This is a genomic window from Cellulomonas sp. C5510 (genome assembly GCF_019797765.1).
Lineage (GTDB): Bacteria > Actinomycetota > Actinomycetes > Actinomycetales > Cellulomonadaceae > Cellulomonas.
In genome coordinates this window covers 2,440,956-2,460,345 of sequence record NZ_CP081862.1, presented here as the reverse complement: position 1 = coordinate 2,460,345, position 19,390 = coordinate 2,440,956, and the positions used below count along the sequence as shown (strand labels likewise).

The 19,390-nt window shown below is 75.8% G+C and carries 16 protein-coding genes; 12 read left to right on the top strand and 4 right to left on the bottom strand.

Annotated features, from left to right (window positions below):
- Positions 1 to 32 precede the first annotated feature (32 nt).
- Positions 33 to 818 (bottom strand): spermidine synthase, encoded by a 786-nt coding sequence (locus K5O09_RS11440; RefSeq protein WP_255595309.1) that lies wholly within the window; start codon positions 816 to 818, stop codon positions 33 to 35.
- 231 nt (positions 819 to 1,049) lie between these two features.
- Between K5O09_RS11440 and K5O09_RS11435 the strand changes: the two genes are divergently transcribed.
- Genes K5O09_RS11435 through K5O09_RS11425 form a run of 3 tightly spaced genes read left to right on the top strand, consistent with a single transcriptional unit; the run spans position 1,050 to position 3,261 of the window.
- Positions 1,050 to 1,487: an SAV_6107 family HEPN domain-containing protein gene (locus K5O09_RS11435; protein ID WP_222169670.1), complete on the top strand. Its 438-nt coding sequence runs from the start codon at positions 1,050 to 1,052 to the stop codon at positions 1,485 to 1,487.
- Positions 1,484 to 2,833, top strand: a complete 1,350-nt coding sequence (locus tag K5O09_RS11430) for a DNA polymerase IV (protein ID WP_222169669.1) — start codon at positions 1,484 to 1,486, stop codon at positions 2,831 to 2,833. Before K5O09_RS11435 ends, K5O09_RS11430 begins: the two co-directional genes overlap by 4 nt.
- Before the next feature lie 38 nt (positions 2,834 to 2,871).
- Positions 2,872 to 3,261, top strand: a complete 390-nt coding sequence (locus tag K5O09_RS11425) for a DUF3040 domain-containing protein (protein ID WP_222169668.1) — start codon at positions 2,872 to 2,874, stop codon at positions 3,259 to 3,261.
- A gap of 126 nt (positions 3,262 to 3,387) precedes the next feature.
- Here K5O09_RS11425 and K5O09_RS11420 read toward each other — a convergent pair whose 3' ends face one another.
- Genes K5O09_RS11420 through K5O09_RS11410 form a run of 3 tightly spaced genes read right to left on the bottom strand, consistent with a single transcriptional unit; the run spans position 3,388 to position 7,899 of the window.
- Positions 3,388 to 5,631: a DUF3488 and transglutaminase-like domain-containing protein gene (locus tag K5O09_RS11420; RefSeq protein WP_222169667.1), complete on the bottom strand. Its 2,244-nt coding sequence runs from the start codon at positions 5,629 to 5,631 to the stop codon at positions 3,388 to 3,390.
- Between the two features lie 43 nt (positions 5,632 to 5,674).
- Complete coding sequence (locus K5O09_RS11415; RefSeq protein WP_222169666.1) at positions 5,675 to 6,895, bottom strand: DUF58 domain-containing protein; 1,221 nt, start codon at positions 6,893 to 6,895, stop codon at positions 5,675 to 5,677.
- Positions 6,895 to 7,899 (bottom strand): MoxR family ATPase, encoded by a 1,005-nt coding sequence (locus K5O09_RS11410; RefSeq protein ID WP_222169665.1) that lies wholly within the window; start codon positions 7,897 to 7,899, stop codon positions 6,895 to 6,897. Before K5O09_RS11410 ends, K5O09_RS11415 begins: the two co-directional genes overlap by 1 nt.
- Positions 7,900 to 8,405: 506 nt before the next feature.
- Between K5O09_RS11410 and mraZ the strand changes: the two genes are divergently transcribed.
- The 9 genes from mraZ (at position 8,406) to ftsW (ending at position 19,377) form a co-directional block, all read left to right on the top strand.
- Complete coding sequence (gene mraZ, locus K5O09_RS11405) at positions 8,406 to 8,840, top strand: division/cell wall cluster transcriptional repressor MraZ (RefSeq protein ID WP_222172742.1); 435 nt, start codon at positions 8,406 to 8,408, stop codon at positions 8,838 to 8,840.
- A gap of 220 nt (positions 8,841 to 9,060) precedes the next feature.
- Complete coding sequence (gene rsmH, locus K5O09_RS11400) at positions 9,061 to 10,146, top strand: 16S rRNA (cytosine(1402)-N(4))-methyltransferase RsmH (RefSeq protein WP_222169664.1); 1,086 nt, start codon at positions 9,061 to 9,063, stop codon at positions 10,144 to 10,146.
- Positions 10,143 to 10,556, top strand: coding sequence for a hypothetical protein (locus tag K5O09_RS11395; RefSeq protein WP_222169663.1), 414 nt, complete (start codon positions 10,143 to 10,145; stop codon positions 10,554 to 10,556). Before rsmH ends, K5O09_RS11395 begins: the two co-directional genes overlap by 4 nt.
- Positions 10,557 to 10,621: 65 nt before the next feature.
- A complete protein-coding gene (locus K5O09_RS11390; RefSeq protein WP_255595307.1) occupies positions 10,622 to 12,433 on the top strand; it encodes a penicillin-binding protein 2 in 1,812 nt (603 codons plus the stop codon).
- 73 nt (positions 12,434 to 12,506) lie between these two features.
- On the top strand, positions 12,507 to 14,111 hold the full coding sequence (locus K5O09_RS11385) for a UDP-N-acetylmuramoyl-L-alanyl-D-glutamate--2,6-diaminopimelate ligase (RefSeq protein ID WP_222169662.1): 1,605 nt from the start codon (positions 12,507 to 12,509) through the stop codon (positions 14,109 to 14,111).
- Positions 14,108 to 15,601 carry a UDP-N-acetylmuramoyl-tripeptide--D-alanyl-D-alanine ligase gene (murF, locus tag K5O09_RS11380; RefSeq protein ID WP_222169661.1) on the top strand — a complete coding sequence of 498 codons (1,494 nt, stop codon included), beginning with the start codon at positions 14,108 to 14,110 and terminating at the stop codon, positions 15,599 to 15,601. Before K5O09_RS11385 ends, murF begins: the two co-directional genes overlap by 4 nt.
- Positions 15,598 to 16,680 carry a phospho-N-acetylmuramoyl-pentapeptide-transferase gene (gene mraY / locus K5O09_RS11375; protein ID WP_222169660.1) on the top strand — a complete coding sequence of 361 codons (1,083 nt, stop codon included), beginning with the start codon at positions 15,598 to 15,600 and terminating at the stop codon, positions 16,678 to 16,680. Before murF ends, mraY begins: the two co-directional genes overlap by 4 nt.
- Complete coding sequence (murD, locus tag K5O09_RS11370) at positions 16,665 to 18,137, top strand: UDP-N-acetylmuramoyl-L-alanine--D-glutamate ligase (protein ID WP_222169659.1); 1,473 nt, start codon at positions 16,665 to 16,667, stop codon at positions 18,135 to 18,137. Before mraY ends, murD begins: the two co-directional genes overlap by 16 nt.
- A 10-nt stretch (positions 18,138 to 18,147) precedes the next feature.
- Entirely contained in the window at positions 18,148 to 19,377 is a 1,230-nt protein-coding gene (gene ftsW / locus K5O09_RS11365; RefSeq protein ID WP_222169658.1) for a putative lipid II flippase FtsW, read from the top strand.
- Positions 19,378 to 19,390 lie beyond the last annotated feature (13 nt).

Below are 19,390 nucleotides of genomic sequence, written 5' to 3'. Positions count from 1 at the left end.
GGCGCCTGTGCTCGCCGTCGTGCGCGTCCCCGCTACAGGTCCACGCCCGGCTCGGGCTCGACCTCCGGGGCGGCGTCCCGCAGCGGGGCCGCCCGGCCGGTGAACGCCCGGAGCTCGTCGCCCGTCAGGAGGCGAGCCGGGACGGGGAGCGACCGCAGCTCCCGCGCGAGGCCGGCGTCGGCGAGCAGGTCCGGGTCGTCGGTCGCGGCGAGCACCACGTTCCCGTAGCGGCGGCCCCGCAGGACCGCCGGCTCGGCGACCGCCGCGACGTGGCGGAAGCCCGTCGCCAGGGTGGCCGCCTCCGCGCGCGCGAGCGTCAGCGGGGGCCGGTCGGCGCAGTTCACGAGGTACAGGCCGCCCGGCCGCAGCACGCGCACCACCTCCTGCACCACCTCCTGCGTGGTCAGGTGCGCCGGGGTCCGGTCTCCGGCGAACACGTCGCGCACCACCACGTCCGCGCCGGTCGACGGCAGGGTGGCCAGCTCGGCGCGGGCGTCGCCCGCCCGCAGCCGCAGCGCGGGGGAGCGCGGCAGGTCGAACCAGTCGCGCACGAGGGCGACGAGCACGGGGTCGAGGTCGACGGCGAGCTGCCGGGCGCCCGGGAAGCGCGCGTGCACCCACCGTGCGAGGGCGCAGCCCGCGGCGCCGAGGTGCACGGCCCGCACCGGCCCGGTCACCGCCGGGAGGTGCTCCAGCACCGCGGCCATCTGCTGCATGTACTCGAACTCGAGCCGGGACGGGTCGGCCAGGTCCAGGTGGGAGCTCGGGACGCCGTTGACGAGCAGGGTGACGGCGTCCGGGTCGTCGGGGGAGCGCACCAGCTCGGCGGTGCCGGTCGCGATGGGTACCGGCCCGACGGGCCAGGCGCCGGGGTCGCCCCGGCGCGGGGACCGTGTCGGTGGTCGGTGCGAGGCTGAGGTCGTCCGGGCGGGTCGTCCGGGGCCGCCGGACCTGCCGGAGCGGTCACGGGAGGCCATCCGGACACGGTACGGGTTGACGCGTTCGAACAGGTGTTCGATACTGGGTGTGTCGAGAGAAGGAGGTGCGCGATGCCGGTCAGGACCCTTCGTGCCCCGCGGGGTGCGGCGCCGGGGCTCTCGGGCCGCACGGCCGAGCTCCTCCAGCGCGCGGACGCCGAGCTCGTGGCCGCGCAGTTCTCGACGGAGCCCTGGGAGCAGTTCACGCACGCGCACCTCGCCGCCCTGCGTGCCGGTGCTGCCGTCCTCGCCGAGCGTCAGCCGCTGTCCGGCCGTCGGGCGCCGCGTACGGTCTGGGAGCTGCTCGACGGCGTCGCGCCGGAGCTCGGCCGGTGGACGGGCTACTTCGCGGCCGGTGCCGGGCTGCGAGCCGCGGTGGACGCCGGCCGGTTCGACGCGGTGAGTGCCGAGCGCGCGGAGCAGGTCCTGTGCCACGCGGAGGACTTCCTCGACATCGTGCGCGCCCAGCTCGAGGACGCCGCTGCCGTCGGTGAGGCGCGGGCCGGATGAGCCGCGGCCCGCGGTCCCAGGACGCGCGGCGGGACTGGGGCACCGAGGAGGACGGCTGCTCGATCCTGCACGTCGACATGGACGCGTTCTTCGCGTCGGTGGAGCTCGCCCGGCGTCCGCACCTCCGTGGGCGTCCGGTGATCGTCGGCGGCTCCGAGCGGTCGGTGGTGCTGGCCGCGACGTACGAGGCGCGTGCGTTCGGCGTCCACTCGGCGATGCCCATGTCGGCGGCGCTGCGGCTGTGCCCGCAGGCCGTCGTCGTCCCCCCGGAGCACCAGGCGTACCGCACGGTCTCCGAGGGCGTGATGGCGATCCTGCGGGACGTGACCTCGCTCGTCGAGCAGGTCAGCGTGGACGAGGCGTTCCTCGACGTCAGCGGCGCGCGGCGGCGGCTCGGCAGCCCCACCCGCATCGCGGCCCTCATCCGCGAGCAGGTGCGCGCCGAGTACGGCATCACCTGCTCGGTCGGTGTCGCGGCCACCAAGTTCGTCGCGAAGCTCGCGTCCGGGCACGCCAAGCCGGACGGCGTGCTCCTGGTGCCGAAGGACGCGACCGTGGCGTTCCTGCGGGTGCTGCCCGTCGGTGCGCTGTGGGGGGTGGGCGACCGGACGGCGGCGTCGCTGGAGCGCTGGGGGATCCGCACCGTCGCGGAGCTCGCGGACAGCGACGTCGCGACGGTGCAGCGAGCCGTCGGGCGGGTGGCCGGTGCGCACCTGCACGACCTCGCGTGGGGCAGGGACCCGCGCCCGGTCCGTCCGGGGCGCGAGGAGAAGAGCGTGGGCGCGGAGGAGACCTTCGCCGCCGACGTCGCGGACATGCGGGTGGTCGAGAGCAAGGCGCTCGAGCTCGCCGACCGGTGTGCCGGCAGGCTGCGGCTGCAGCACCTCGCGGCGCGGACGGTCGCGATCAAGGTGCGCACGGCGGACTTCCGGACGCTGACGCGGTCGCGCACCCTGCCCCAGCCGACGGACGTCGGGCGGGAGATCTACCTGGCGGCACGGGACCTGCTCGCGGGGGTCGACCTGGGCGGACTGCCGGTCCGGCTCGTCGGCGTGCGGGCGGAGGGTCTGGTCGCCGCCGAGGACGTCGTCCGGCAGCCCACCCTCGAGGAGGCGGTGGCGGAGCACAGCGACGCCCGGCGGGAGGCGGAGCGCGCGATGGACCTGGTGCGGGAGCGCTTCGGGCGGTCCGCGATCGGCGCCGGAACCCCCGCCGTGGGTCGTTCGACGCGCACCGAGGGGCCCGCGGGCGCGTCGCCGCACGGGCTCGCGCCCGAGGTGTCGCCCGCGTCACGGGTGAGGCGGGCCGCTCCGACTACCGACTTCCGCGAACGGCATCTATCCTGACGTGAAGAAGTCCCGACGGCGGAGCGCGGGGGGTTGGAATGCCTCTCTCCGAGTACGAGCAACGTGTACTGGAGCAGATGGAGCGTCAGCTCACGTCTGACGATCCCCGGCTCGCGAACACGCTCACCTCGCGTGGTCGGAAGCCGGTCCTGCGGTACGTCCTGGGCGGCATCGGTGCCGTCGCCGGACTCCTGCTGCTGGTGGGTGGCGCGGCTGCGTCCGAGGTGTGGCTCGGGGTGCTCGGCTTCGTCGTGATGTTCGCGTCCGTGGCGATCGCGTTCACCCGACTGCGCGGCGGCAGCGCCTCCGGCCCGACCGGCGTCGTCCGGCCCGACGGCAGCACGACGGCGCGCCCCGCGCCGCGCAAGAAGGGCTTCATGAATCGCATGGAGGACCGCTGGGACCGTCGGCGGGACCAGGGCCGCTGACGTTCTCGCGGTCGACGCTGCGCCGTGGCGCGGCCCCGGCGGTCGCTCTCGCGCCCGGTACGGCCAGCGGGCGCGTCAGCCTGATGACGACGTCTCCGCCTGCCGACGTCGCCGTCGATCGAGCGATCATCCGCGGGCGGGCAGCGGGGTGCCCGGTGCCTCGGGCCGACTCCCCGTGCTGACGTCCGTCAGCACCACCGCGATCCACGCCTGCAGCTCGGCGGGTGCCGGCGGGCCGGGGTCCGGCGCGTAGCGCTCCCGCTCGACCGAGGCTGCGAGCGCGGTGAGCGCCTGCTCCGCCTCGGCGGACAGCGGGCGGCCCCGGCGGTCGCGGACCTGGTCACGGACGGCCGCGGCCGCCTGCCGGGGGGTGTGCGCGTCGGACCACCCGACACCGGCGCGCCGCAGCCGCTCCCGCAGCCGCCGCCAGGCCGCCTCGGGGGTCAGGCGGGCGCCTTGCTGCTGCCGTCGCCGCAGCGCGATGCCGCCGAGCACGCCGGCCGCGACCAGCACCAGCACGCCGAGCGTGATGAGCGGCGCGGGGGTGCCGTCGGCGGTCGTCACGCCCGGCAGGCCGCCGCCGCTGCTCGAGGTGGTGGACGTCGCCGTCGGGGTGGGGGCGGCGCTCGGCTGCGCGGTGCCGGTGGTCGGGGCGGCGGTCGGCGTGCTGGCGCTGAAGGGGTTGCTCCACGCGGGGGGAGGGCCGGTCTGGACGGCGGGTGTGGGCTCGAACCGCACCCAACCGGTTCCGGGGAAGTAGAGCTCCGGCCACGCGTGGGCGTCCGCGCCCGTGACCCGGTACGCGCGGTCCGACCCCAGGTCGCCGGGGAGGAACCCGACCCCGAGACGGGCCGGGATGTCGAGCGTGCGGGCGAGCACGGTCATCGCGGTGGCGAACTGGACGCAGTACCCCCGCCGGCTCTGCAGGAAGTCCCACACGGCGTCGTCGCTGGTGCCGGCCTCGACCGAGGTGTCGTACCGGAACTGCGTGCCGTCGCGGAAGTACGACTGCAGCGCGAGGGCGCGGTCGTAGGCCGTGCCCGCGCCCGCCGTGATCTCCGCGGCGAGGTCCCGCAGGTCCTGCTCGTGCTCGGTCTCCGGTACGGCGAGGTAGGCATCGGCCCCGTCCGGGAGGTCGCCCGCGGCGGCGCGCAGCAGGTCCGCGTCCAGAGCCGGCACCTCGACGACCATGTCGTAGCGGGTGCCCGCCTGCGTGCGGTCCTGCCCGACGACCTCGTCCCGGGCGGCGTCGTAGGACCAGCGGCCGTCGATGGCGACCGTGCGGGGGAACGTGCTCACCGGCAGCCGCTGCTCCCGCAGCGCCCCCACCTGGACGCCGACGGAGACGAGCGTGCCGCGCGCCGGATCCGGTGCGGCGCCCACGAGCCCCGGCGTGGACGACAGCAGCCCCTCGCGGTCCCAGTCGGTGAGGTCCGCGCCCGGGTCGCGCTGCCAGGACCGGCCGTCGAAGTCCCGCAACGTGAACGAGCGCAGCGGCCCGACGAGCCCGGCGGTGGCGGCGGGGCGGCCGTCGGCCTCGGGGTCGACCGCCTCGACGGTGTACCGCAGGACGACCTGCGAGGACTGCTCGCGCAGGCTGTCGCGCAGGTCGAGGTCGTCCGCGAGGCGCACCGGCCCGACGGCTCCGGTGCCGACGTCGGGCAGGTCGAGCCACGACCACGCGGGGACGGCCGCCACGACGGGGCCCGCCGCGAGCGTGACGACGACCAGGCCCGCGGCGCCCGCGAGCACCGTGGCGGCGCGTCGGCCGCCACGGTCGCGGCTGACCGGCGGCTGGGCGAGAGCGAGCAGGACCAGGTAGAGGAACCCGGTCGCGGCGAGCGCAGCCGTGCTGCCGGGGAAACCCAGCACGACGGCGGGCGTCCAGACCGCGACGAGGGCGAGCCCGGTGAGCGCGGGCATGCCGCAGCCGACGGCCAGCAGGTCCGCGGCGAGGAACACCAGGACGGCGGCGCCGACGATCAGCAGCTCGACGGGCGGCGGCACGGGCATCGGCACCACGGACACCTCGATGAGCTGGGCGGCCTGCCCGCCGAGCTGCCCCGCTCGTTCGAGGGTGGCGGGCCCGACCAGCAGGGGGCTGCTGCCGGGCGGTGTCGCGTAACAGGCGAGCAGCGCGTACGAGGAGACGAGCAGCGCCACCGTCGACGGCAGCCACGACGACCGGCTGACTGCGCGCACACCGAGCACCACGAGCGCTGTGCCGGCGACGGCGAGCACGGCGTGCAGCGCCCAGGTGCTCCCGGCGAGCAGGCCGGACAGCGCGCCGAGCGCCGCGCCCGTCGCCGCGGCCACCACGGCCGTCGCGACGGGTGAGCGCCAGCCCCTCCGGAGCGCGCTGCCGCTCACGACCGCCTCCGCGGGCGCCCGGTCCGGGAGGTCGGTGCAGCCGTCATGTCGTCGCCCCGGTGAGCCGCCACCAGGCGGCCGCGGTGTCGGAGCCCGGCGCGGCCTGGACGACGCGCCAGCCCGCCCGGCGCAGCGCGCGTGCGGTGGCGGTGGCGGGCTCGTCGCTGTCCTCGCCCCGGACGACCGCCCACGAGGGCCGGGTGCGGCTCACCTCGGCGAGTGCCGCGCGTCCGGCGGCGCCCTGCGGCCCGAGGACAGCCACGACCAGCCCGGAGCCGCCGTCGGCCTCGTCCATCGCGCCGATCTCGGCGAGCAGGGCGCGTTCCGCCGCCGCCGGGTCCGGGTGCCCGGCGAGGTCGACAGTGGCGTCGAGGAGCTGCTGCGCGGCCGGCGCGCCGGCGTCGGTCAGCCTGCGCCCGCCGGCCGGGGTCCCGGTGAGCAGGTGCGTGGGGTGGCCGGCCGCACGGACCGCGAGGGCGACGGACGCGGCCAGGGAGATGCTCCACTCGAGCGCGTCGCCGGCGCCCGGCTGGTCGAGCAGCACGGTGACGGGGCGCATCCCCGCGCGCTCGTCGGAACGCACGACCAGCTCGCCGCGCCGGGCGCTGCTCGGCCAGTGCACACGGCGCAGGTCGTCGCCGACGCGGTAGTCGCGCAGTGCGGCGTCGTCGGACGCGGGGGAGCGCGCGCCGACGACGGACCGCTCCGGCTCGGCGACCAGCAGCTCGCGCGGGACGGGCAGCTCGACCACGGCGGGCCACACGGTGACGGTCTCGCGCGTGCCGAGCGTGGCCCGCACCTGCGCGACCCCGAACGGGTCCGTGCGGGTGACGACGAGCGGTCCGAGCGCCCACCGCCCGCGGCGGGTGGCCTGGACGGGGTAGCGCAGCCGCACCGCCCGGGGCTCCCGGGACACCGTCGCGCGCAGCGGTCGCCCGCCGGACAGCTCGACGGCGGCCTGCTCGCGCAGCCGCAGGTCGGTGAGCCGGGCGCGGGCCGCGCCGCGGGCGAGCGCGACCTCGACCTGGACGTCGGCGGTGCGCCCGGCGTGCACGGGGTCGGGCCGCACCGTCCGCCGCGTCCGCAGCGCGTTCCCGCGTCCCGGGTCGACGACGCCGACGGCCGCCAGACCCAGCAGGACCAGCAGGACCGGGAGGGTGCCGAGCGTGAGCAGGTCCGTCGACCCGAGCCCGGTGCCTGCCGCGGACACGACGAGACCGGCGACCACGAGGCCCGCCCCCCGGCGGGTCGGGCGCACGCGCATCAGCCCGCGGCGGTGCGGTCGCGGGCGACCCCGCGCGCCGGTGCGGGCACGGCGGTGCGCGCGACCAGGTCGCCGATCACGTCCTGGCCGGTGCGGCCGGCCAGCCGCGACTCGGCGCTGAGGATGACGCGGTGCGCGAGGACGGCGACAGCCAGGTCCTGCACGTCGTCGGGCAGCACGTGGTCGCGCCCGGCGACCGCCGCGAGCCCCTTCGCGGCGCGCAGCAGCTGGATCGCGGCGCGCGGGGAGGCACCGAGACGGAGCGCGGGGTCGTCACGCGTCCCGCTGACGAGGTCGACGACGTACTGCTTCACCGCGGCCGAGGCGTACAGGTGGCGGGTGGTCGCGATCAGGCGCGTCACCTGCGCCGCGTCCGTCACGGCCGAGAGCCCGTCGAGCGGGTCGGACGTCTCCTGCAGGTCCAGCATCGCCATCTCGGCCTCCGCGGTCGGGTAGCCGACCGCGAGCCGCGCCATGAACCGGTCCCGCTGCGCCTCGGGCAGCGGGTAGGTGCCCTCCATCTCGACGGGGTTCTGGGTCGCGACGACGAGGAACGGCCGCGGCAGCGGGTAGGTCCGCCCGTCCACCGTGACCTGGGCCTCCTGCATGGACTCCAGCAGGGCGGACTGCGTCTTGGGGGAGGCGCGGTTGATCTCGTCGCCGATCACCACGTGGGAGAACACGGGGCCGGGCCGGAACTCGAACTCGCCCGTCTGCGCGCGGTAGATGGTGACGCCGGTGAGGTCGCTGGGCAGCAGGTCCGGGGTGAACTGGACCCGGCCGACGGTGCAGTCGATCGTGCGGGCGAGCGCCTTCGCCAGGGTGGTCTTGCCGACGCCGGGCACGTCCTCGAGCAGGAGGTGGCCCTCGGCGAGCAGCACGGCGACGGCGGTGCGGACCAGCTCCGGCCGGCCGCTGACGACGCGGTCGATGCCGGCGCGCATCCGGTCCGTCACGGTGATGAGCTCGTCCATCGCGGACGCGCCGGGCACGGCCAGCGGCATGGGACCCCCTCGGTCGACTGGGGGAAGCCTAAGCGCCCGCGCTGGTGGGCGGGAGGTCGGCGGCCGCGGTGCGGCCGGGCTCGGCTCGCTCCCGCTCCGGGCGGGGGAGTCTCCCGGTGCCTCCGGGCGGCGCGCCCGCGATGCTCCACTTCCCTCCCCCCGCGAGCACGGGGGCCGGCGGGGCGCGTCGGGGCTCGGCGGGCAGGAGTGCGTTGCGAGGCGCTGACCTGCGACGACGCGCTGCGGTGAGGGCAGGGGCGGTGTGGGGCGCGCGCCGGCTGCCGCGAGGTCGCCACGCGGAGGGCGTCTCGTCCTCCACCACGCTCCACCGGTTCTGACCTGCGCGGACGCCTCAGGTTCACCCGTCCGGCACCGATCTCCCAGGTACAGGTGGAGTGAAGTGGAGTACCGTGGAGCCACGGGGTGCCAGCGGGTGCCCCGAGCGCGGTCCGGGGGAGGTGGGCGACGTGGGGTTCGAGCAGGCGCTGGCCGGCCTCGGTGCCTCCGTGCCGTTCCTCGGGACCCACACCCCGAAGCTCGACGACAAGGGGCGGCTGATCCTCCCGGCCAAGTTCCGCCCCCAGCTCGCGCAGGGCCTGGTCATGACGCGCGGCCAGGACCGCTGCCTGTTCCTGCTGCCGCTCGACGAGTTCGCCCGGATGCACGACAAGCTCCGCCAGGCGCCCGTCACCAGCAAGCAGGCCCGCGACTACCTGCGCGTGTTCCTGTCCGGAGCCTCCGACGAGGTCCCCGACAAGCAGGGACGCGTGTCGATCCCCCCGATGCTGCGCGCGTACGCCGGCCTCGACCGCGACGTGGCCGTGATCGGCGCCGGCACGCGCGTCGAGATCTGGGACCTGCAGGCGTGGGAGACCTACCTGGCCGCGCAGGAGGCCGGCTACGCGGAGACCGCCGAGGAGGTGTTCCCCGGAGCCTTCTGACGCACGACCACCGCCCGGTGAGACCTCCCCCCGGCAGCTCTGACGCACTTCCCCGGCGTCAGAGGGCCGGTGGGGGATCTGGTCGGACGGCGGAGGGGCCGCCCGACCACTTCCGTGCCCCGCACCAGCACCACCCGGCACCACCCGGCACGACCCCGCACCACCCGCCCCGGCCCGTCCGGGCACGACCCCGCACCACGCCGCGCGAGAGGAGGCACGCATGAACGAGCGCGACGCCGCGTCCCGGCACACGCCGGTGCTCCTGCAGCGCTGCCTCGACCTGCTGGCCCCCGCGCTGGCGGAGCCCGGCTCGGTGCTGGTGGACGCAACGCTCGGCATGGGAGGGCACACCGAGGGCGTGCTCGCGGCGCTGCCGCACGTCCGGGTGGTCGGTGTGGACCGCGACCCGGAGGCGCTGCGGCTCGCCTCGGCGCGGCTCGCGCCGTTCGGCGACCGGTTCACCCCGGTGCACGCCGTGTACGACGAGATCCCCGAGGTGCTCGAGCGGCTCGGGCTCCCCGGCGTCCAGGGCGTGCTCATGGACCTCGGCGTGTCGTCGCTGCAGCTCGACGAGGCGGAACGCGGGTTCTCCTACGCCCAGGACGCCCCGCTGGACATGCGGATGGACCCCACCCGTGGCCGCACCGCGGCGGACGTGCTCAACACCTACGACGAGGCCGAGCTGGCCCGGGTGCTGCGGGAGTACGGCGAGGAGCGGTTCGCCGGGCGCATCGCGCGGCGGATCGTGCAGGCACGCGCGACCGCGCCGGTCGAGCGGTCCGGCCAGCTCGTCGACCTGGTGCGCGCCGGCATCCCCGCGGCCGCGCGCCAGACGGGCGGCAACCCCGCCAAGCGGACCTTCCAGGCGCTGCGCATCGAGGTGAACGACGAGCTCGTCGTCCTCGGTCGCGCGGTCCCTGCGGCGGTCGAGGCGCTCGTCGTCGGCGGGCGCATCGTCGTCGAGTCCTACCAGTCGCTCGAGGACCGCCTGGTGAAGCGGGCGTTCGCGGCGGGTGCCGAGATCAGCGCCCCGCCCGGGCTGCCCGTGGTCCCCGAGACGCACGCGCCGTACCTGCGGCTGCTGACGCGCGGTGCCGAGGAGGCCGACGCCGCGGAGATCGCCCGCAACCCGCGGTCCCAGTCGGTCCGGCTGCGCGCCGCCGAGCGGTTGCGCCCGACGCCCGACCACCTGCGTCCCGGTGCCGGCGCACCGCCCCACGGCGCCCGGGGACGCGCCGCGCGCCGCACGGAGACCGGCCGCCGCACCGACACCACCCGCACCACCGGACCGAGGAGAACCGCATGAGCGCCGAGCAGGCCGCAGCGCGCGCCCCGCGCGTCCACCCCCGTCCGTCCGCCGCGCCCTCCGCCGCCCCCGCGCGCCCCCGCCTGCGCCTCGTGCGGCCGCCGGCGCAGGCGCGCACGCACGTGCCGTTCGTCGTCACGTGCATGGCGATCCTGGCCGCGGCGCTGCTGGCCGCCCTGCTGCTGAACACCCAGCTCGCCGCCGGCGCGTACGCGACCCGCACGATGGACCTGCGGCTCGCCGAGCTGGCGCGCACGGAGCAGTCGCTGTCGGCCGAGCTGGACGCGAACAAGGCGCCCGCGCACCTGGCGGAGCAGGCGACTGCGCTCGGCATGCAGCCCGCGGGGTCGACCGCCTGGCTGCGGCTCGCGGACGGCACCGTCCAGGGGGCGACGGGAGCCGGCCAGTGAGCACGCCGCCGCGCCGGACGTCCGCCCCGGTGCGGCCCGCGCGGCCCGCCGGTGCCGTGCGTCGCGTGCCGGGCACCTCGGCGCCCCGCGTCCCGACGCAGCGCGGCCCGCGTCGGGCCGCCGTCGCCGGGGGGCCCAGCATCACGCTGCTCAACCGCCGCCGGACCGTGCTGGTCGTCGCGGTCGCGCTGCTGCTCACCGTGTTCTCCGGCCGGCTCGTGTGGCTCCAGGGCGTGCAGGGCCAGGCCGTGGCGGCGGAGGCGCTGCAGAGCCGCCTGACCACCGCGCAGCTCGTCGCCGCGCGCGGGCAGATCACGGACGCCGAGGGCGAGGTGCTCGCGACGTCCGTCGACCGGTACGACATCGAGGCCAACCAGCAGCTGATCCGCACCTGGTCGGCGAAGGTCGACGGCACCACCTACACCGGTGCGGCCGGGGCGGCGCAGCTCCTCGCGCCCGTGCTCGACGCGAACGCTGCGGAGCTCGGCGCGACGCTCGACGGCGACCGGGGCTTCGTCTACGTGGCCAAGAACGTGCTGCCGGAGGTCTGGCAGGCGGTCGCGGAGCTGCGCATCAACGGCATCACGGCCAGCCAGGTGGCGGACCGCGTCTACCCGAACGGCAACCTCGCGGGCAACCTGCTGGGCTGGGTCGACGCCGAGGGGAGCGGCGCCACGGGGGTCGAGGCGGTGCTCGACGACGAGCTCGCCGGCACCCCGGGCAGCACGACGTACGAGCGGGGGCGCGGCGGCCAGCAGATCCCCGGCGGCTACCAGGAGTCGACGCCCGCCGTCGACGGCCGCAGCGTGCAGCTGACGATCAACTCCGACATCCAGTGGAAGGCGCAGCAGGCCATCGAGCAGCAGGTCGCCGCGACCGGCTCGGACTCCGGCACGATCGTGATGACCTCGGTCACGACCGGCGAGGTGCTCGCGATGGCCGAGTCACGCACGGTCGACCCGAACGACCCCGGCGCGGACTCCGCGTTGTGGGGTGGGTCCAGCGCGGTGTCCGACGTCTTCGAGCCGGGGTCGACCGCGAAGATCATCACGATGGCCGCGGCCGTCGAGACCGGCCTCGTCGACCCGTACAGCCAGTTCGAGGTGCCGTACCAGTACACGACGCCGAACAACCAGACGTTCAAGGACTCGCACGAGCACGCGGGGCTGCGCCTGACGACCACGGGCATCCTCGCCGAGTCGTCGAACACCGGCACGGTGATGATCGGGCAGAACATCCCGGAGCAGGTGCGGCACGACTACCTCGCCAAGTTCGGCTTCGGTCAGAAGACCGGCATCGAGCTCCCCGCGGAGCAGTCGGGCCGGCTGTGGGACGCGGACGACTGGGACGGCCGCACCAAGTACGCGGTCCTGTTCGGACAGGGTCTGTCCGTGACGGCTCTGCAGGCGACTGACGTGTTCGCGACCATCGCCAACGGCGGTGTCCGTGTCACCCCGCACCTCGTCAAGGGCTGGACGGAGCCGGACGGCACGTACACCCCGGCCCAGCCGGCGGAGACGACCCAGGTGGTGTCCCCGGAGACCGCGCAGACCGTCCTCACCATGATGGAGAGCGCGGTCGACGAGGGCACCGGCTCGGCGGCCGCCATCCCGGGCTACCGCGTGGCCGGCAAGACCGGCACCGCCCAGGCATGGGCGGCCGACGGGACCCAGGGCATCACCGCCTCGTTCATCGGCGTGGCCCCGGCGGACGACCCGGCGATCGCCGTCAGCGTCGTCCTGCACAACCCGCGCACGTCGGAGTGGGGCGGCACCGTCGCCGCCCCGGTGTTCTCCGAGGTCGCCGGCTACGCCCTCACGGAGCTCGGTGTGGCCCCCAGCGGGACACAGCCCGAGCTGTTCCCGACGACCTGGTGAGCGGGGCGTGACCACCGTCACGGGCGGGCTCCCGGTCGCGGGTGCGACCGCCCCTCGCGGTAGCCTCGTGCCCATGACGTCCCCGCAGGGCCGGCTGCGCCCGGAGCACCCCCACCGTCGCCGGGTCGCCGACCTCGCCGCCGCGTCCGGGGTCGTCGCCGCCGGCTCCGAGGTGCCCGTCGACCTCCTGGCCTCGGGCGTCACCGTGGCGAGCGGCGACGTGCTCCCGGGCGACGTGTTCGTCGGCGTGCCCGGGGCGCGGACCCACGGCGCCGTCCACGCGCCGCAGGCCGTCGCCGCCGGAGCGGTCGCCGTCGTCACCGACGCCGCCGGCGCGGAGCTGCTGCAGGACGAGCCGGCGCTGCGCGACGTGCCGGTGCTGCTCAGCGACGACCCGCGCGCGCTCGCCGGGATCCTCGCGGCCGAGCTGCACGACCACCCCGGACGTCGGCTCACGACGGTCGGCGTCACCGGGACGAACGGGAAGACCACCACGACGTACTTCGTCGAGGCCGCGCTGCGGCGCGCGCACGAGCGCACCGTCGTGATGGGGACGGTCGAGCTGCGCATCGGCGACGAGGCGATCGAGAGCCCCCGGACCACGGTCGAGGCACCCGTCGTGCAGTCGATCCTCGCGCTCGGCCTGGAGCGGGGCGCGACCGCGGCGGCCATGGAAGTGTCCTCGCACGCGCTGGCGCTCGGGCGCGTGAACGGGCTCGAGCTCGACGTCGCCGGCTTCACCAACCTGCAGCGCGACCACCTCGACTTCCACGGCGACATGGAGGGGTACTTCCAGGCCAAGGCCCAGCTGTTCCGCCCCGGTCACGCCCGGCGCGGGGTCGTGGTCGTCGACGACGAGTGGGGCCGCCGGCTCGCGGCGGAGGCGGAGATCCCCGTCGACACGGTCGCCACGCACGTCGGCTCGCCCGAGTCGGCGACGGCGGACTGGGCGGTCACCGAGGCGGACATCGGCCTGGACGGGGTCGGCTCCTCGTTCCTGCTGCGGGGCCCGGACGGCGCCACGCACCGCGCGGCGAGCCCGCTGCCGGGCCTGGTGAACGTCTCGAACGCGGCGTTGGCGGTCGTCGTCGCCCACCGGGCCGGCATCCCGCTCGCGGACGCGATCGACGCGGTCGCGCACGCCAGCGGGATCCCCGGGCGGATGGAGCGCGTCGTCGAGCGCCGCCCGGCTCCCGACGAGCGACCGCTCTGCCTCGTGGACTACGCCCACACGCCCGACGCCCTGGTCCTGGCGCTGGAGGCCGTCCGCCCGATCACGCCCGGCCGGCTCGTCATCGTGTTCGGCTCCGACGGCGACCGCGACCGCGGGAAGCGGCCGATCATGGGCCGGATCGCCGCGCGCCTCGCCGACGTCCTCGTCGTCACCGACGAGAACCCCCGCTCGGAGGACCCCGCGTCCATCCGGGCCGCGATCCTCGACGGGGTGCGCGACGAGCGCCCCGGCCTGGCGGACGTGCACGAGGCCTCGAGCCGCACGCAGGCCATCCACGACGCCCTCGACCTCGCGACGGAGCTGGACACCATCATCATCACCGGCAAGGGTCACGAGCCGACCCAGGAGATCGCCGGCGTCTTCCACCGCTACAACGACCGCGACGTGCTGCGCGCGGCGGACGCGGAGCGGACGGCCCGGCAGCAGCAGGAGCAGCACGCGTGATCGCGATGACGGCGGCGCAGGTGGCGGCCGCGACCGGCGGGCGGCTGCGCCCGGCGGACCTCGACCCGTCCACGGTGGTCACCGGACCGGTCGTGGTGGACTCCCGGCTCGCCGGACCCGGCGCCCTGTTCGTCGCGCTGCCGGGGGAGCACGTCGACGGGCACGACTACGCCGCGGCTGCCGTGCAGGCGGGGGCGACCCTCGTGCTGGCGGCCCGCGAGCTGACCGCCGACGGCCCCGACGGCGGCGACCCGGTCCTGCTGCCCGTGGTCGTGGTCGACGACGTCGAGCGCGCGCTCGGCGAGCTGGCGCGCGTCGTGCTCGAGCAGCTCCGCGAGGCAGCGGCCGAGCCGGGCGGCAGCGGGCTGCGCGTCATCGGCGTGACGGGATCCGTCGGCAAGACCACCACCAAGGATCTGCTGGCGCAGCTCTGCACCGCTGCCGGCCCCACGGTGGCGCCGGAGAAGTCGTTCAACAACGAGATCGGCCTGCCGCTGACCGTGCTGCGGGCGGACGAGCAGACCCGGTTCCTCGTGCTCGAGATGGGCGCGTCGGGGATCGGCCACCTCGACTACCTCACGGACATCGCGCCGCCGGACGTCGCCGTCGTGCTCGTCGTCGGGCACGCCCACCTGGAGGGCTTCGGCGGGATCGAGGCCGTGGCGCGCGCGAAGTCCGAGCTCGTCACCGGGCTCGCGCCGGGGGGCGTCGCCGTGCTCAACGCGGACGACCACCGCGTGCTGGCCATGGCGGAGCTGGCCCCGGGGCCCGTCGCGACGTTCGGCACCACCACGGGCGCGGACGTGCGTGCGGTGGACCTGCGCGTGGACCGCGCCGGCCGCGCGGCGTTCACGATCGACGCCGGGCGGGTCCCGCCCGTCGAGGGCGACGCGTCCCGGGAGCGCGCCGAGGTCACGCTGCGGCTGGTGGGGGAGCACCACGTGCACAACGCGCTGGCCGCCGCGGCGGCCGGGCTCGCCGTCGGCCTGCCCCTCGCGGACGTCGCCGCCGGGCTGTCCGCCGCCGACGCGATCAGCCCGCACCGGATGCACGTCGTCGAGCGCCCCGACGGGGTGACGGTCGTCGACGACTCGTACAACGCCAACCCCGACTCGATGCGCGCCGCGCTGCGGGCGCTCGCCGTGCTGGCGGGGCGCGAGCGCCGCTCGGTGGCCGTGCTCGGCGAGATGATGGAGCTCGGCGCCGACGCGCGCGCCCAGCACGAGGCGATCGGCCTGCAGGTGGTGCGGCTCAACGTCGGGCTGACCGTCGTGGTCGGGGAGGGCGCGCGGGGCATCGCCGCCGGCGCCGTCCGCGAGGGGTCGTGGGGTGACGAGGTCGTCGTGGTGGACGACGTCGACGCCGCCGCGGAGCTGCTCGGGTCGGAGCTGCGGCCCGGCGACGTCGTGCTGCTCAAGGCCTCGAACGGTGCCGGGCTGTGGCGTCTCGGCGACCTGCTGACGAGCGTGCCCGCGGAGGTGCAGCCGTGATCTCCGTCCTCGTCGCCGGCGGCGTCGCGATGGTCGTCGCGCTGCTCGCCACCCCGCTGTTCATCAGCTTCCTCGTCGGCCGGCAGTACGGCCAGTTCATCCGCCAGGACGGCCCGACGGCGCACTACACCAAGCGCGGCACCCCCACGATGGGCGGCGTCGTCATCATCGCGGCCACCCTGCTCGGCTGGGGCGCGGCCGTGCTCGCCTCCGGGACGCTGCCGAGCGCCTCCGCGGTGCTGGTGCTGTTCCTCATGACCGGGCTCGGCGTGGTCGGGTTCCTCGACGACTTCATCAAGATCTCCCGGCAGCGCAGCCTCGGTCTGTCCGCGCGCTGGAAGATCGTCGGGCAGGGCTTCGTCGGCATCACGTTCGCCGTGCTCGCGCTGCAGTTCCCCGACGCGACCCTGCGCACGCCCGCGTCGACGCACATCTCGTTCATCCGGGACACCGGGCTGGACCTCGGGTTCGCCGGCGCCACCGTCGGGGCGATCCTGTTCGTGATCTGGGCGAACTTCCTCATCACCGCCTGGTCGAACGCCGTGAACCTCACCGACGGGCTCGACGGGCTCGCCACCGGGTCGTCGCTCATCGTGTTCGGTGCCTACGTCATCGTCTGCGTCTGGCAGTTCAACCAGCGCTGCGGCCTCCCGGACGGCGACCCCGCCCGGTGCTACGGCACCCGCGACCCGCTCGACATGGCCGTCGTGGCCGCGGCGATCACCGGCGCGTGCTTCGGGTTCCTGTGGTGGAACGCCAGCCCGGCCAAGATCTTCATGGGCGACACCGGGTCGCTGGCCCTCGGCGGCGCGCTGGCCGGCCTGTCGATCGTCACCCGCACCGAGGTGCTCGCGGCGATCATCGGCGGCCTGTTCGTCATCATCGTGATGTCCGACGTGATCCAGATCGGCTTCTTCAAGCTGACCGGCAAGCGCGTGTTCAAGATGGCGCCGCTGCACCACCACTTCGAGCTGTCGGGGTGGGGCGAGGTCACGATCGTCATCCGGTTCTGGCTGATCGCCGGGCTGTTCGTGTCCCTGGGCGTCGGGATCTTCTACGCGGAGTGGGTGACGGGCTGACCGTGGACGACACCGCCGCCGGACCCGCGACCGCGCAGGACCTCGGGCGGGCCCGGGTCGTCGTCGCGGGGCTCGGGCTCTCGGGGCGAGCCGCGCGGGACGCGCTCGCCGGCCTGGGCACCCGGGTCACGACCGTCGACGACCGCGCGGAGGATGCGGACCACCGGGTCGACGGGTTCCTGGCCGCAGGTCTGCTGGACGCCGCCGACGTCGTGGTCGTCTCGCCGGGCTGGCCGCCCGCCCACCCGCTGCTCGCCGCCGCCCGCGCGGCCGGCGTGCCGGTGTGGAGCGAGGTCGAGCTCGCGTGGCGGCTGCGCGTCGGCCGGGACACCGGCGACGGCCCGGCTCCGTGGCTCGCCGTCACCGGCACCAACGGCAAGACGACCACCGTCGAGATGCTCGACGCGATCCTGCGGGCGGCCGGCCGGCGCTCGGCCGCCGTCGGCAACGTGGGCACCCCCGTCGTCCGGGCCGCGACCGACCCCGCGCTCGACGTGCTCGCCGTCGAGCTGTCGAGCTTCCAACTGCACCACACGACCTCGGTGGCGGCCCAGGCGGCCGCGGTGCTCAACGTCGCGGCCGACCACCTGGACTGGCACGGCTCGCTCGACGCCTACGCAGCCGACAAGGGGCGCATCTACTCGGGGGTGGAGGTCGCGTGCGTGTACAACGCGGCCGACCCGACGACCGAGCACCTCGTGCGGGAGGCCGACGTCGCCGACGGCGCGATCGCGGTCGGCTTCACGCTCGGGGCGCCGTCGGTCGGCCAGGTCGGCCTCGTCGACCACGTCCTCGTCGACCGGGGCTTCGCCGCGCTGCGGCACACCCACGCCCAGGAGCTCGCGACGCTCGACGACCTGGCCCACCTGGCCGGGCCGGACGGGCTCGCGCCCCACGTCGTGCAGGACGCGCTCGCCGCGGCCGCCCTGGCGCTCGCGCACGGTGTGCCGCCCGAGGCGGTCGGGGTGGGGCTGCGGTCCTACCGTCCCGGCGCGCACCGGATCGCGACGGTCGCGGAGGTCGACGGGGTGCGCTGGGTCGACGACTCCAAGGCCACGAACGCCCACGCGGCGGCCGCGTCCCTGGCGGCGTTCGCGCCGGGCAGCGTCGTGTGGCTCGCGGGCGGGCTCGCGAAGGGCGCGACGTTCGACGACCTCGTGGCGTCGCGGGCCGACCGGCTGCACGCCGTGGTCCTGATCGGCGTGGACGCCGCACCGCTCGCCGACGCGCTCGCCCGACACGCGCCGCAGGTCCCCGTGGTCCGCGTGGATCCCGGTGACACTGGGACGGTGATGACCCGCGCCGTGACCGAGGCCCGCCGCCTGGCGGACGCCCGGGGTGCCGGCACCACCGTCCTGCTGGCGCCGGCGTGCGCCTCGATGGACCAGTTCTCCTCGTACGCCGAACGGGGAGAGGCGTTCGTCGCCGAGGTCCGCGCACTGCTCCCGAGGGGGTGACCCGGCGCCGATGGCCCAGACGACCGACGCCCCGTCGCCCGCCACGGAGCAGCGCCCCTCGCGGCTCGGGCAGTGGAACAGCGCCGTCACGAGCTACTACCTGCTCGTCGGCGCCGCCGGGCTCATGCTCGTGCTCGGCCTCGTCATGGTCCTGTCCTCCTCCGCGGTGGACTCGCTCGCCAGCGACGACTCGCCGTACGCGGTGTTCCGCAACCAGGCCCAGTACGCGCTGATCGGCCTGCCGCTGGCGTGGGTCGCCTCGCGGATGCCGTCGCGGGTCTACCAGGCGCTCGCCTGGCCGCTGCTCGGTGTCGGCCTGGTCGCGCAGCTCCTCGTCTACACGCCGCTCGGCTGCGGCAAGGGCGGCAACCAGGGCTGGGTCTGCGTCGGCGGTTTCACCGCGCAGCCCGCCGAGGCGCTCAAGCTCGCGCTCGTGGTGTGGCTCGGAGCGGTGCTCGCCCGCAAGCAGCCGCTGTTCGACGACTGGAAGCACGCCGCCATCCCCGCGCTGCCCGTCGCCGGAGGCGCGGTCGGCATGGTGCTGCTCGGCCACGACCTCGGCACCGCGATCATCATGCTGCTCCTCGTCGCCGGCGCGCTGTTCGTGGCGGGGGTGCCGATGCGGATCTTCGCCGCCGCCGGGATGGCGGCCGCCGCCGGGGTGGCCGTGCTCGCCATCGGCAGCACCAACCGGACCAGCCGGATCATGGACTGGTTCACCGGCGACTGCGACGTCCAGGGCGGCTGCTACCAGACGGTCCACGGTCTGCAGGCGCTCGCCACCGGAGGGTGGGCGGGTCTCGGCCTCGGCCAGAGCCGCGAGAAGTGGTCCTACCTGCCCGAGGCGCACAACGACTTCATCTTCGCGATCATCGGCGAGGAGCTCGGCCTCATCGGGACGCTGCTCGTCCTCGTGCTGGTCGCCGTGCTCGCGTTCGCGATGTTCCGCGTCATCGCCCGCCACCGGGACCCGTTCGCCCAGATCGTCACCGGCGGCGTCGCCGCGTGGATCGTCGGGCAGGCCCTCGTCAACATGGGGGTCGTCGTCGGGCTGCTCCCGGTCATCGGGGTGCCGCTCCCGCTGGTGTCCGCGGGCGGGTCCGCGCTCATCACGACGCTCGTCGCTCTCGGCATGGTGGTGTCGTTCGCGCGGACCGAGCCCGGTGCCGCGGAGGCCCTCGCCACCCGGCCGAGCGTCGTGCGCCGGTCGCTCGCCGTGATCGGCCGGACCCGTGCCTGACGTCGCGGGTGTC

What these genes read in the sequence shown, in the direction of transcription:
- K5O09_RS11435 (WP_222169670.1), top strand. Translation starts at nt 1,050, where the DNA reads ATGCCGGTCAGGACCCTTCGTGCCCCGCGGGGTGCGGCGCCGGGGCTC.
- K5O09_RS11430 (WP_222169669.1), top strand. Translation starts at nt 1,484, where the DNA reads ATGAGCCGCGGCCCGCGGTCCCAGGACGCGCGGCGGGACTGGGGCACC.
- K5O09_RS11425 (WP_222169668.1), top strand. Translation starts at nt 2,872, where the DNA reads ATGCCTCTCTCCGAGTACGAGCAACGTGTACTGGAGCAGATGGAGCGT.
- K5O09_RS11415 (WP_222169666.1), bottom strand. Translation starts at nt 6,895, where the DNA reads ATGCGCGTGCGCCCGACCCGCCGGGGGGCGGGCCTCGTGGTCGCCGGT.
- K5O09_RS11410 (WP_222169665.1), bottom strand. Translation starts at nt 7,899, where the DNA reads ATGCCGCTGGCCGTGCCCGGCGCGTCCGCGATGGACGAGCTCATCACC.
- rsmH (WP_222169664.1), top strand. Translation starts at nt 9,061, where the DNA reads ATGAACGAGCGCGACGCCGCGTCCCGGCACACGCCGGTGCTCCTGCAG.
- K5O09_RS11395 (WP_222169663.1), top strand. Translation starts at nt 10,143, where the DNA reads ATGAGCGCCGAGCAGGCCGCAGCGCGCGCCCCGCGCGTCCACCCCCGT.
- K5O09_RS11385 (WP_222169662.1), top strand. Translation starts at nt 12,507, where the DNA reads ATGACGTCCCCGCAGGGCCGGCTGCGCCCGGAGCACCCCCACCGTCGC.
- ftsW (WP_222169658.1), top strand. Translation starts at nt 18,148, where the DNA reads ATGGCCCAGACGACCGACGCCCCGTCGCCCGCCACGGAGCAGCGCCCC.